The following is a 12,468-nucleotide window of genomic DNA, read 5'->3' on the forward strand; positions in this document are numbered from 1 at the left end:
CGCAACCATCTGGAGTAGTTGAGAGCTCAGATCGGGCGCGACGCCTCCTCGGGAAGGAAATGGGAATGACCATCGAGCTGCACACCTGGAACACGCCGAACGGCCGCAAGATCTCGGTCGCGCTTGAGGAGATGGGGCTGCCCTACACGGTGATCCCGGTGAACATCACCAAGGGCGAGCAGATGGCGCCCGAGTTCCTGAAGCTGTCCCCGAACAACAAGATCCCCGCCATCGTCGACGCCGAAGGTCCGGACGGCAAGCCAATCAGCATCTTCGAATCCGGCGCGATCCTGCTCTATCTCGGTGAAAAGTCCGGCAAATTCCTGCCGAAATCGCTTTCCGCGCGTATCCCCGTCTACGAATGGCTGATGTGGCAGATGGGCGGCTTCGGCCCGATGCCCGGCCAGGTGCATCATTTTATCGCACTCGAGAACGAGCAGGACCGCGCCTACGGCCTGAAGCGCTACATGGCGGAGACGCGCCGGCTCTACGGCGTGCTCGACCGCCGACTGGCGGACCACGACTTCGTCGCCGGCGACCTCTCGATTGCCGATTTTGCCATCCTGGGCTGGGCCTGGCGCCACCCTCGCCACAAGGTTGATCTGGCCGACTTCCCCAACGTCAAGCGCTGGTATGAGGCCCTGATGGCTCGTCCGGCGGTGAAGCGGGGCATGGAGGCGAAGCTGGATTGAGCTGACGCTGTCGTCGCCCGGCTTGACCGGGCGACCTAGTATTCCAGAGACGGCGGTGATTCAGCCGAGAGGCTGCGGCGTACTGGATGCCCCGGTCAAGCCGGGGCATGACAGTGTGCCTCACACCTTCTTCGCTTCAACCGCCATCCGCACCGCGAGCCCGGCCAGCACGGTGCCCATCAGCCAGCGCTGCACCAGCATCCAGCTCGGCCGGTTCGCCAGGAACAGCGCGATTGATCCGGCGGCCAGCGCGATCATCGCGTTGACGCTGACGCTGATCGCGATCTGGATCGCCCCGAGCGCCACCGACTGCGTCAGCACGCTGCCCGTGGCGGGATCGATGAACTGCGGCAGCAGCGCCAGATAGAGCATCGCGATCTTCGGATTGAGCAGGTTGGTGACGAAGCCCATCGCGAACAATTTGCGCGGGCTGTCGATGGCGAGCTTTCTGACCTGGAACGGCGAGCGCCCCCCCGGCTTCACCGCCTGCCAGGCGAGCCAGAGCAGATAGCCGGCGCCGGCAAAGCGCAGCGCGTCATAGGCAAAGGGAATGGCGAGCAGCAGCGCCGTGATGCCGAACGCCGCGCACAGCATGTAGAACACGAAGCCGAGCGCGACGCCGCCGAGCGAGACGATGCCCGCCGCCGGCCCCTGCGTGATCGAGCGCGAGATCAGATAGATCATGTTCGGCCCAGGCGTGAGCACGAGGCCGAGGCAGACGAGGGCGAAGCCGAGCAGGGCGGAGGTGTGAGGCATGGGGTGACCGCTGCGGGAGATGCCGCGGTTCTAATATGCGGGACCTCGCGGAGCCATCGCGCAATTGCTCGGAGGACAATTCAGTATCTCGCCGCGCATTCGGTGCGCTCCCTCGCCCCGTTCTTACGGGGAGAGGTAAAGAAGAGCTCAGTGCGCCTCGTCCCAATTGTTCGCCGCGCGCGCATCCACGTGCAGCGGCACCGATAGCAGGACCGCCGGGAACGGCGCGTCCTGCATGACGTGCTGCACGACCGGCAGCGTCGCCTCGACCTCGGCGTCCGGCACCTCGAAGATCAATTCGTCGTGCACCTGCAGCAGCATCTGCGCCGACAGCTTCTTTGCGGCGAGCGCATCCTCCACCCGCGTCATGGCGCGGCGGATGATGTCGGCGGCAGTGCCCTGCAGGCGCGCGTTGATCGCGGCGCGCTCGTTGAAGGCGCGCACCGAGGCGTTGGAGGCCTTGATGTCGGGGTAGTGGCATTTGCGGCCGAACAGCGTGGTGACGTAGCCGTGGCTGCGGCAGAAGTCGCGCGTCTCGTCCATGTAGGCGCGGATGCCGGGGAAGCGCTCGAAATATTTCTTGATGTAGGCCGAGGCTTCCTCGCGGGCGATGCCGAGCTGGTTGGCGAGGCCGAAGGCCGAGATGCCGTAGATGATGCCGAAATTGATCGCCTTGGCGCGACGGCGGATCTCGCTCGGCATGCCCTTGATCGGCACGCCGAACATTTCGGAGGCAGTCATCGCGTGAATGTCGAGGGCGTCGCGGAAGGCCTGCTTCAGCACGGGAATGTCGGCGATCTCGGCGAGCAGCCTGAGCTCGATCTGCGAATAGTCGGCGGAGACTAGCTTGTGCCCGGGCGTGGCGATGAAGGCGCGGCGGATCTTCCGGCCGTCCTCGGTGCGCACCGGGATGTTCTGCAAGTTCGGCTCGTTCGAGGACAGCCGGCCCGTCGTGGTCGCCGCCAGCGCGTAGGTGGTGTGCACGCGATGGGTCTGCGGGTTGACATAGGTCGGCAGCGCGTCGGTGTAGGTCGATTTCAGTTTCGAGACCTGGCGCCACTCCAGAATCTTCTTCGGGAAGTCGTGGCCCTGTTCGGCGAGCTCGTCCAGCACCTGCGCGGTGGTCGACCACGCGCCGGTCTTGGTCTTGGTGCCGCCTGATAGTCCCATCTTGCCGAACAGGATGTCGCCGATCTGCTTGGGGCTGCCGACATTGACCGGCTCGCCCGCGATCTCCTGGATCTCGGCCTCGACGCGCGCTGCGGTCTGGGCGAAGTCGCCGGACAGCCGCGACAGCACCTGGCGGTCGATCGAGATGCCGCGCCGCTCCATGCGCGCGAGCACCGACACCAGCGGCCGCTCCAGCGTTTCGTAGACGGTGGTCATGTGCTCGGCGACGAGGCGCGGCTTCAGCACGCGCCAGAGCCGCAAGGCGACGTCGGCGCCTTCGGCCGACAGCGCGGCGGCCTCGTCGATCGGCACCTGGTCGAAGGTGATCTTGCCCTTGCCGCTGCCGAGCAGCTCGCCCTCCTTCATCATGGCATGCCCGAACCAGCGCTCGGCGAGCTGCTCCAGCGCATGGGAGCCGCGGCCGGCATCGAGCACGTAGGAGATCAGGAGCGCATCGTCGATGTTGCGCAAGGTGACGCCGTGCTGCGCCAGCATGACGGCGGTGAACTTGACGTCGAAGCCGATCTTGAGGATTCCGGCCGATTCCAGCACCGGTCGCAGCGCCTCGATGGCATCCGCGTGCTTGACCTGATCGGGCGCGAGGCCCGTGTCGAACAGGCCGGCGCCGCTGCCAGACTGCTTGTGCGCCAGCGGCACGTAGCAGGCATCGTTCGGCGCCAGCGCCAGCGCAATGCCGCAGAAATCGGCCTGCATCGGGTCGATCGAATTCGCTCTCGTCTCGATCGCGACATGACCGGCATCATGGATGCGCGCGACGAAGGCGTTGAGTTCCCTCAGCGTCTTGATCGCCTGATACTTGCTGCGGTCGACCGGAAGCTTGCGCAGCGCCTCTTCACGCGCGGCGGCGAGCGAGATCGGCGCGCCTTTCGGGCTCGCAGCCTTGTCCTCCTTGCCAGCTGACTTGTTGGGCTGGCCAGGTGCGGCTTGCGCCGATGCGCCGGTCCCCGGTGCGGGCACGACGTCCGACGCTGGCAGCGGCGTGAACACGCTGGCGCCGCGGGCATAGCCGGGGTCGGCATCGACATTGGCCGGATCGATCTGCGAATATTCGGCCACGCGCCGCGTCAGCGTGGTGAACTCCATCGCCTTCAGGAAGGCGATCAGCTTGCGCGGGTCCGGCTCGTGGACGGCGAGGTCGTCGAGCGGTACGTCCAGCTCCACCTTGTCGTCGAGCAGCACGAGCTTGCGCGAGATCCGCGCCTTGTCCGCGTTCTCCAGCAGCGCCTCGCGCCGCTTGGGCTGCTTGATCTCGCCGGCACGGAACAGCAATTGGTCGAGGTCGCCATATTCGGTGATCAGCTGCGCCGCGGTCTTGACGCCGATACCGGGCACGCCGGGCACGTTGTCGGTGGAATCGCCGGCCAGCGCCTGCACCTCGACGACCTTGTTCGGCGGCACGCCGAACTTCTCGATCACTTCGGGGATGCCGATGCGGCGATCCTTCATGGTGTCGTACATGGTGACGCAATCGGTCACGAGCTGCATCAGGTCCTTGTCCGACGACACGATCGTCGCGCTCGCGCCGCGCTCGCAGGCCTGCCGCACATAGGTCGCGATGAGGTCGTCGGCCTCGAAGCCGGTCTGTTCCAGGCAGGGCAGGTCGAAGGCGCGCACCGCCTCGCGGATCAGGGCGAATTGCGGAATCAGGTCGTCAGGCGCCGGCGGCCGGTGTGCCTTGTATTCGGGATAGATCTTGTTGCGGAAGGTGATCTCCGACTTGTCGAAGATGATGGCGAGATGCGTCGGACGGTTGTCTTCCGGCATGTCGCGCAGCAGCTTCCACAGCATGTTGCAGAAGCCGAGCACGGCGTTGACCTGCAGCCCGTCGGACTTGCGGTTCAGCGGCGGCAGCGCGTGATAGGCGCGGAAGATGTAGGAGGAACCGTCGACCAGGAACACGTGGTCGCCCTTGCCGGCGGCCTTCGCTGCAACCGGTTTGGCAGCAGCTGGCGCGGCGGTTGCCTTGGCAGCAGGCTTGTTGTCGGCGGCTTTGGACGCGGCCTTGGTGTCGGCTTTGGCGGTGGTCTTCGGAGAGGTTTTGGGCATGGCCGCAATGTATGAATTTTTGCGGGCTTTGACAGCCTTGAGAGGGGGATTTTTGGCACGGTGGCGCCACTATCCCCACTGTCATTCCCGGCGAAGGCGGGGAATCCAGTACGCCGCGGCTTCTCGGCACAATCACTGGCGTCTCGGCGTACTGGGTCGCCCGGTCAAGCCGGGCGACGACAGCGAGCTACTCCGCCGCCTGCAACACCGGCCCCGCCTTCCTCGGCGCGATCCAGAACGCATCCGGCCGCTCGAACAGGAAGCGCGCGTTGAACAGCAAGGCGGCCTGCCAAATCAGCAGCGCCCCGATCACCCCGGCGATGGTGACGATCAGCGACACGGTGCCGATGTCGGCAATGACGCCCGTGCGCAGCAGCAGCGTCCGTGTCGCCGCCATCGGCAGGAAGAAGGCGAGATAGATCACGATCGAATGCTCGCCGCAGAAGCGCAAGGCGTTCATCCATTGGGCGCGTGCCAGCAGCGTGCCCATCGTGATGATCGCGCAGGCGCCGGCAAAGCCGAGCAGCAGCGAGACGAGCTTCCATTCGCTGGCCCCCACCATGACGAGGCCGGCATTGACCAGCGCCCAGGTCGCGAGCGATGCGAGCGCAAGCGCCGGATGCTTGCGCGCCCGATCCGACAGCGCGAACACGTAAGGCGCGAACAGATAGCCCGAATAGAAATAGACGAAGCGCGAGCAGAACTCGTCGATGACGGTCCAGCCGGTCGAGATGCGGACCGTCTCCAGCGCGGCGGCGACCAGCCAGATCGCGAGCGGCGGGACCTTGCGTGTCAATTTTGTGACGACGAAGAAGATCGGCAGCAGATAGATGAACCACAGCGTGCCGAACGGCTCGACGAAGGATTCCAGATACAGCAGGCCGACGTGATGCCAGCTCGTCTCCGCCGCGAAAGAAGGCGCCTTGAAGCCGAACTGGATCGTCACCCAGACGACATAGAAATAGGCGAAATGCACCACCTTGCGGTCGAGATAGGTCCGCCAGTCCCGGTCGATCACCAGCGCCAGGAACAGGCCCGAGATCAGGAAGAAGTCCGGCATCCGGAACGGCTTTGCGAAGGCGACGGCAACATGCATGAACCCGGTCTCGCCCGCGGCGAGCTCGACGCCCAGCACCGAATGCATCATCACGACCATGATGATGCAGATGCCTTTGGCGTAGTCGACCCAGTCGACACGGGCGGCGGAAGGGGCTTTGGTGCCTACGCTTCCTGCGATTGTGCCTGATGGTGCCATGGTGTCTCTTTTCGAGGCGTGTTCCGCCCGTCCTGTCCGGGTGTGGAGCAGTGTGGGGCCGCAGCGGTTTCCGACTTCTTTACCGTTCAATTCCCATGCCGCTTTTTTGCATGCGGACTGTTCCTTCCCCGCGGGAAAATGCTAAACCGCCCCGCGTCGGGGTTTCGTTTTCGTTAACCAATCTAGAACAGGGATTTCCATGCGTATCGCGATGATCGGCACGGGCTATGTGGGACTGGTGTCCGGAGCCTGCTTTGCTGATTTCGGTCACGACGTCACCTGCGTCGACAAGGACGAGAAGAAGATCGCGGCGCTTCACCGCGGCGAGATCCCGATCTACGAGCCCGGGCTCGACGAGCTGGTCGCGACCAACGTCAGGGCGAAGCGGCTCGACTTCACCACCGACCTCTCCAAGCCGGTCGCCGACGCCGATGCCGTCTTCATCGCGGTCGGCACGCCTTCGCGCCGCGGCGACGGCCACGCCGATCTGTCCTACGTCTACGCCGCCGCGAAAGAGATCGCGCAGTCGCTTTCCGGCTTCACCGTCGTGGTGACGAAGTCGACCGTGCCTGTGGGCACCGGCGACGAGGTCGAGCGCATCATCCGCGAGACCAATCCCAACGCCGACGTCGTGGTCGCCTCGAACCCCGAGTTCCTGCGCGAGGGCGCGGCGATCCGCGACTTCAAGTTTCCCGATCGCGTCGTGGTCGGCACCTCCGACGAGCGCGGCCGCAAGGTGATGGGCGACATCTACCGGCCGCTGTCGCTGAATCAGGCGCCGCTGATGTTCACGGAACGTCGCACCGCCGAGATGATCAAATACGCGGCAAACGCCTTCCTGGCGACCAAGATCACCTTCATCAACGAGATCGCCGATCTCTCCGAGAAAGCCGGCGCCAACGTGCAGGAGGTCGCGCGCGGCATTGGCCTGGACAACCGCATCGGCACCAAGTTCCTGCATGCCGGCCCGGGCTTCGGCGGCTCGTGCTTCCCGAAGGACACCAAGGCGCTGATCAAGATCGCGCAGGACTATGACGTGTCCTTGCGCATCGTCGAATCCGTGTTGGCCGTGAACGAAAACCGCAAGCGCGCGATGGCACGCAAGGTGAGCCAGGCCCTCGGCGGCTCGCTGCGCGGCAAGGCCATCGCGGTGCTCGGCCTCACCTTCAAGCCCGACACCGACGACATGCGCGATGCGCCGTCGATCCCGCTGGTGACCGGGCTGATCGACATGGGCGCGAAGGTCAAGGCGTTCGACCCCGTCGGCATGGAGCAGGCCAAGGGCGAGCTGCCTGACATCACCTATTGCGAGGACGCCTATTCCTGCGCGCAAGGTGCCGATGCGCTCGTCATCGTCACCGAATGGGTGCAGTTCCGCGCGCTCGATCTTGACCGGCTGAAAAGTGTCATGGCGCAGCCCGTCGTCGTCGACTTGCGCAATATCTACCGCCCCGAGGAGATGGCTGCCGCCGGCTTCGTGTACGAGAGCATCGGTCGTCCGCCGGTGCAGGGCTGATCGTAACACATTCTTCTTGAACGAAGCCGTCATGGCCGGGCTTGTCCCGGCCATCCACGTCTTGTTCACTGCCAGATGAAAGAACGTGGATGCACGGGCCTTCGCCCCGCCGAAGCGACTTCGGCCGCGCAGGCGGGACAAGGCCGGGCATGACGACGGGATGATTCCTTGCCCCGCAGTTTCGACACGCCCCTCCCGATCGATGCCGTGCTCGAGGAGCTCTCGCGCACGCTGGAGGCCAATAATGCCGCCGTGCTGGTGGCGCCGCCCGGCGCCGGCAAGACCACACGCGTGCCGCTGGCCTTGCTCGATGCGCCCTGGGCGAAGGATAAGAAGATCATCGTGCTGGAGCCGCGCCGTATCGCGGCGCGCGCCAGCGCCGACCGCATGGCCAAATCGCTGGGCGAACGCGCTGGAGAGACCGTCGGCTATCGCGTCCGCTTCGGCTCGAAGATCTCGCGCGCCACGCGGATCGAGGTGGTGACCGAGGGCATCTTCACCCGCCAGATCCTCGACGATCCCGAACTGTCCGGCATTGCCGCCATCCTGTTCGACGAATTCCACGAGCGCTCGCTCGATGCCGATCTCGGCCTCGCGCTGGCGCGTGACGCGCAAACCGGCCTGCGCGAGGATCTACGCATCCTCGTGATGTCGGCGACGCTCGACGGCGCGCGCGTGGCAAAGCTGCTCGGGGAGGCGCCCGTCGTCGCAAGCGAGGGCCGCGCCTTCCCGGTCGAGACGCGCTATCTCGGCCGCAAGATGGACGCGCCGGTGGAGCGGCAGATGGCGGAAGCGATTGCTTCTGCGCTGCGCGCCGACAGCGGCTCGGTGCTGGCATTCCTGCCGGGCGCCGCCGAAATTCGCCGCACCCAGAATTTTCTCAGTGAGCGCGTGCAGGACGCTTCGATCGAGATCGTGCCGCTGTTCGGCGCGCTCGATGCCGCCGTGCAGGACCGCGCCATTGCACCGGCTCCGAAGGGCTCGCGAAAAGTGGTGCTGGCCACATCGATCGCGGAGACCTCGCTGACGATCGAAGGTGTCCGCATCGTAGTCGATTCCGGGCTCGCTCGCGTGCCGCGCTACGAGCCCGACATCGGCCTGACTCGACTCGAGACCGTGCGTGCCTCACGCGCGGCGGTGGACCAGCGCCGAGGTCGCGCTGGCCGCACCGAGCCGGGGGTCTGCTATCGGCTCTGGGACGAGCCGCAGACGACCTCGCTGGCGCCCTACACCCAGCCGGAAATCCTCAGCGCGGATCTGTCATCGCTGGTGCTCGATCTCGCGCAATGGGGCGTCAGCGACCCCACCGCGCTGTCGTTCCTCGACCCGCCGCCTGCGCCGGCCTGGAAGGAAGCCAAGAGCCTTCTCGCCGAGCTCAATGCACTCGATGGCGACGGCCGCATCACCGCAGAGGGAAAAAGCCTGCGCGCGCTGGCGCTGCCGCCGCGGCTGGCGCGCATGATCGTGGATTCGCATCGTGCCGGCGAGGGCGAGGCCGCCGCTGAGATCGCGGCCATTATCACCGAACGCGGCCTTGGCGGCGACAGCGTCGATCTCGAGCATCGGCGCGACCAGTTTCGCCGTGACCGCTCGCCGCGCGCTGCGAGCGCGCGCGACCTGGCGCGGCGCTGGGCATCGCAGGTGGCGGCCTCGGAGAAGGCCGGGCCGCAGGAGGATCTCTCAACCGGTTTGATGCTCGCTTATGCGTTCCCGGACCGCGTCGCGCGCAATCGCGGCAATGGCAGCTTTGTGCTTGCCAACGGCCGGGGCGCCGCCGTCGAGCAGACCTCCTCGCTCGCCCGCGCGCCCTATATCGCGATCGGCGAGATGACGGGCACGGCCGCGAGCGGCCGCATCCTGCTCGCCGCGCAAATCACCGAGGACGAGATCGAGCGGCATTTTGCCGAGCACATCGAGACCGTCGACGAGATTTCGTTCGATCGCGGCGCGATGGCGCTGCGCGCGCGGCGCAAGCGCGCGCTCCATGCCATCACGCTGTCGGAAGCCACCCTCGCACTGTCGCCGTCCGAGGACACCGCGCGCATTCTCGCCGATGGATTGATCGCCGCCGGTCTCGACCGGCTGCCGTGGTCGAAGGCGGCCAAGCAATGGCGCGACCGCGTGATGTTCTTGCGCAAGGCCGAGGGCGACAGCTGGCCCGACCTGTCGGATGACGGGCTGATCGCGCGGCGCGACGATTGGCTGGTGCCGGCGCTCTACGACAAGATCGCGCTGAAGGAGATCTCCCCCGGCGATCTTTCCGATGCGCTGATGGCGCTGCTGCCCTGGGAGATGCGCGCGCGGCTCGACCGCGAGGCCCCGACGCATTTCGAGGCGCCGACCGGAAGCGTGCTCGCGATCGACTACGAGGCCGAGCAGGGGCCGACCATCGCGGTGCGGCTGCAGGAATTGTTCGGTCTCAACACCCATCCCTCGATCGCCGCCGGCAAGGTGCCGCTGGTGCTGGAGCTGCTATCGCCGGCACAGCGCCCGGTGCAGGTGACGCGTGATCTCCCAGGCTTCTGGCGCGGCAGCTACAGCGCGGTGCGCTCCGACCTGCGCGGCCGCTACCCGCGCCATCCCTGGCCGGACGATCCGGCGAGCGCCGTGCCAACCCGGCGGGCGAAGCCGCGCGGGACGTGAGAAACGCGCCAGCCCATTAACCGTCCGCTCATCCTTTTCATCAAAATGACACGGGCTCCGGCGTGGCTCCGCTCGCGGACGGGCGTCTCGCGTGGTGAAATCGAGCTTTCGGCTCGGAAGTGGTGTGATGCGTAACATAATGATTATCGCAGCCGTCATGATCGGCCTCGGCACCTTCATGGCGCAGATGGCGGACAAGATGAGTTCGGCTTCCGCCACGTCGGCGCCGCGCACGACGGTCGCCGTTGCGGCGACCGCGCCGGCCGGGGGCCGCAGCCTCGCCATTTCCCGCGATGGCCGTGGCCATTTCCAGACCGAGGGCCGGATCGATGGCCAGCGCATCGGCTTCATGGTCGACACCGGCGCGTCCGTGGTTGCGTTGAATGAGAGCTCGGCGGCCCGCTTCGGCCTGCGTCCCTCGCGCAGCGAATACAATGCCACCGTCTCCACCGCCAACGGCATCATCAAGGCCGCGCGCACCCGCATCGCCATGCTCGATGTCGGCGGCCTCATCGTGCGCGACGTCGATGCCATGGTGCTGCCCGACGCGGCATTGTCGGAGAACCTGCTCGGCCTCTCCTTCCTGTCCCGCCTGAAGCGCTTCGAATATTCCAACGGCCAGATGGTGTTGGAGCAATAGGCAGAGCCTGTTGCGATCAGCGGCAATTCATTCCAAAGACATCTCTTTGCCTCGACCGCCCTCGCGGTAACGTTTCTTCGTTACCAAACTGCCGCAATTATCGGCCATAAGCCTGCATTCCCGCCTTCCGCTGTGGCCTGGCATTCGCTAAGGCTGCATCTGCCCCCCATTTACGAGACCGTCTCAATGTTCCCGAAGCCGAAATCCGTATTGCTGCCCAACACCTACGCCTTCGAATCCGAGCCGATGGTGAAACCGACGGGCTTTCGTGAATACGACGCGCGCTGGTTGTTCCAGAAGGAAATCAACCTGATGGGTGTGCAGGCGCTCGGCATGGGGCTGGGCGCGTTGATCGCCGAGCTCGGCGTCAAGCAGGAGATCGTCACCGGCCACGATTTCCGCGGCTATTCGGCCTCGATCAAATACGCGCTGATCTCCGGCCTGATGGCCGCGGGCTGCAAGGTGCACGACATCGGGCTCGCGGTGACGCCGATGGCCTATTTCGCGCAGTTCGATCTCGACGTGCCCTGCGTCGCCATGGTGACGGCCTCGCACAACGACAACGGCTGGACCGGCGTGAAGATGGGCGCCAACCGTCCGCTCACCTTCGGCCCCGACGAGATGACGCGGCTGAAGGAGATCGTGCTCAATGCCGAATTCAAGAACAAGGCGGGCGGCTCCTACCAATTCCACGAGAATTATCCGGCGCGCTACATCGCCGATCTCACCTCCCGTCCGAGGCTGACGCGCAAGCTGAAAGTGGTCGCGGCCTGCGGCAACGGCACCGCCGGCGCGTTCGCGCCGCAGGTGCTGGAGGCGATCGGCTGCGAGGTGATCCCGCTCGACACCGAGCTCGATCACACCTTCCCGAAATACAATCCGAATCCGGAAGACATGGAGATGCTGCACGCGATCCGCGATGCGGTGCTGCACCACAAGGCCGATGTCGGCCTCGGCTTCGACGGCGACGGCGACCGCTGCGGCGTCGTCGACAATACTGGCGAGGAGATCTTCGCCGACAAGGTCGGCGTGATGCTGGCACGCGACATGTCGGCGATCCACAAGGATGCGCAGTTCGTCGTCGACGTGAAATCGACCGGCCTGTTCGTCACCGATCCCGTGCTGCAGAGGCAGGGCGCCAAGGTCGCCTATTGGAAGACCGGCCATTCCTACATGAAGCGCCGCACCAACGAGATGGGCGCGCTCGCCGGCTTCGAGAAGTCGGGCCATTTCTTCTTCAACAAGCCGTTCGGCCGCGGCTATGACGACGGCCTGGTCTCGGCGATCGCGATCTGCGACATGCTCGACCGCGCGCCGGGCAAGTCGATGGCGGATCTGAAGGAGGCGCTGCCAAAGACCTGGTCGTCGCCGACCATGTCGCCGCATTGCGCCGACGAGACCAAGTACGGCGTCATCGACAAGGTGGTGAAGCACTTCGAAGGCCTGCAGGCCAAGGGTGCGAAGATCAGCGGCCAGGCGATCCGCGATCTCGTCACCGTCAACGGCGTCCGCATCACGGTGGAGGACGGCAGCTGGGGTCTGGTGCGCGCCTCCTCCAACAAGCCCGAGCTTGTCGTGGTGGTGGAGAGCCCGGTCTCGGAACAGCGCATGCACGACATGTTCGAGATGGTGAACAGCGTGCTGCGCAACCATCCCGAAGTCGGCGAGTACAATCAGAAGATTTGAGGAGCGTCAGGGGAGCACAACACCGCCGTAAAACTCCGCCGTC

At 65.6% G+C, this 12,468-nt stretch carries 8 protein-coding genes; 5 read left to right on the forward strand and 3 right to left on the reverse strand.

Annotation, left to right across the window (positions count from 1 at the left end; translation table 11 throughout):
- Positions 1-65: 65 nt before the first annotated feature.
- Entirely contained in the window at positions 66-692 is a 627-nt protein-coding gene (locus tag UNPA324_RS11800) for a glutathione S-transferase family protein (protein WP_128922994.1), read from the forward strand.
- A 120-nt stretch (positions 693-812) separates the two neighbouring features.
- Here the strand turns inward: UNPA324_RS11800 and UNPA324_RS11805 are convergent, their stop codons facing one another.
- From UNPA324_RS11805 to UNPA324_RS11815, 3 genes are all read right to left on the reverse strand, one after another.
- Positions 813-1,448, reverse strand: coding sequence for a LysE family translocator (locus UNPA324_RS11805; RefSeq protein ID WP_128922995.1), 636 nt, complete (start codon positions 1,446-1,448; stop codon positions 813-815).
- A gap of 147 nt (positions 1,449-1,595) precedes the next feature.
- On the reverse strand, positions 1,596-4,685 hold the full coding sequence (gene polA / locus UNPA324_RS11810) for a DNA polymerase I (RefSeq protein WP_141934734.1): 3,090 nt from the start codon (positions 4,683-4,685) through the stop codon (positions 1,596-1,598).
- Between the two features lie 187 nt (positions 4,686-4,872).
- Entirely contained in the window at positions 4,873-5,940 is a 1,068-nt protein-coding gene (locus tag UNPA324_RS11815) for an acyltransferase family protein (protein WP_141934735.1), read from the reverse strand.
- A 199-nt stretch (positions 5,941-6,139) separates the two neighbouring features.
- Here UNPA324_RS11815 and UNPA324_RS11820 point away from each other — a divergent pair, with 199 nt between their 5' ends.
- The 4 genes from UNPA324_RS11820 to UNPA324_RS11840 all read left to right on the forward strand — a co-directional run bounded on the left by UNPA324_RS11820 (position 6,140) and on the right by UNPA324_RS11840 (position 12,425).
- Positions 6,140-7,456, forward strand: a complete 1,317-nt coding sequence (locus tag UNPA324_RS11820; protein WP_128922998.1) for a UDP-glucose dehydrogenase family protein — start codon at positions 6,140-6,142, stop codon at positions 7,454-7,456.
- A gap of 168 nt (positions 7,457-7,624) precedes the next feature.
- A complete protein-coding gene (gene hrpB / locus UNPA324_RS11830; protein ID WP_181769365.1) occupies positions 7,625-10,099 on the forward strand; it encodes an ATP-dependent helicase HrpB in 2,475 nt (824 codons plus the stop codon).
- Positions 10,100-10,226: 127 nt separating this feature from the next.
- Entirely contained in the window at positions 10,227-10,739 is a 513-nt protein-coding gene (locus UNPA324_RS11835; RefSeq protein WP_181769366.1) for a TIGR02281 family clan AA aspartic protease, read from the forward strand.
- Between the two features lie 186 nt (positions 10,740-10,925).
- A complete protein-coding gene (locus UNPA324_RS11840; protein ID WP_128923001.1) occupies positions 10,926-12,425 on the forward strand; it encodes a phosphomannomutase/phosphoglucomutase in 1,500 nt (499 codons plus the stop codon).
- The last annotated feature ends 43 nt before the right edge of the window (positions 12,426-12,468 follow it).

It is taken from the genome of Bradyrhizobium sp. UNPA324 (assembly GCF_006658635.1).
GTDB lineage: Bacteria > Pseudomonadota > Alphaproteobacteria > Rhizobiales > Xanthobacteraceae > Bradyrhizobium > Bradyrhizobium nanningense.

Excerpts from the sequence above, each read along its gene's own strand:
- UNPA324_RS11820 (WP_128922998.1), top strand. The coding sequence starts at position 6,140 with ATGCGTATCGCGATGATCGGCACGGGCTATGTGGGACTGGTGTCCGGA.
- UNPA324_RS11835 (WP_181769366.1), top strand. The coding sequence starts at position 10,227 with ATGCGTAACATAATGATTATCGCAGCCGTCATGATCGGCCTCGGCACC.
- UNPA324_RS11800 (WP_128922994.1), top strand. The coding sequence starts at position 66 with ATGACCATCGAGCTGCACACCTGGAACACGCCGAACGGCCGCAAGATC.
- polA (WP_141934734.1), bottom strand. The coding sequence starts at position 4,685 with ATGCCCAAAACCTCTCCGAAGACCACCGCCAAAGCCGACACCAAGGCC.
- UNPA324_RS11815 (WP_141934735.1), bottom strand. The coding sequence starts at position 5,940 with ATGGCACCATCAGGCACAATCGCAGGAAGCGTAGGCACCAAAGCCCCT.
- UNPA324_RS11805 (WP_128922995.1), bottom strand. The coding sequence starts at position 1,448 with ATGCCTCACACCTCCGCCCTGCTCGGCTTCGCCCTCGTCTGCCTCGGC.
- UNPA324_RS11840 (WP_128923001.1), top strand. The coding sequence starts at position 10,926 with ATGTTCCCGAAGCCGAAATCCGTATTGCTGCCCAACACCTACGCCTTC.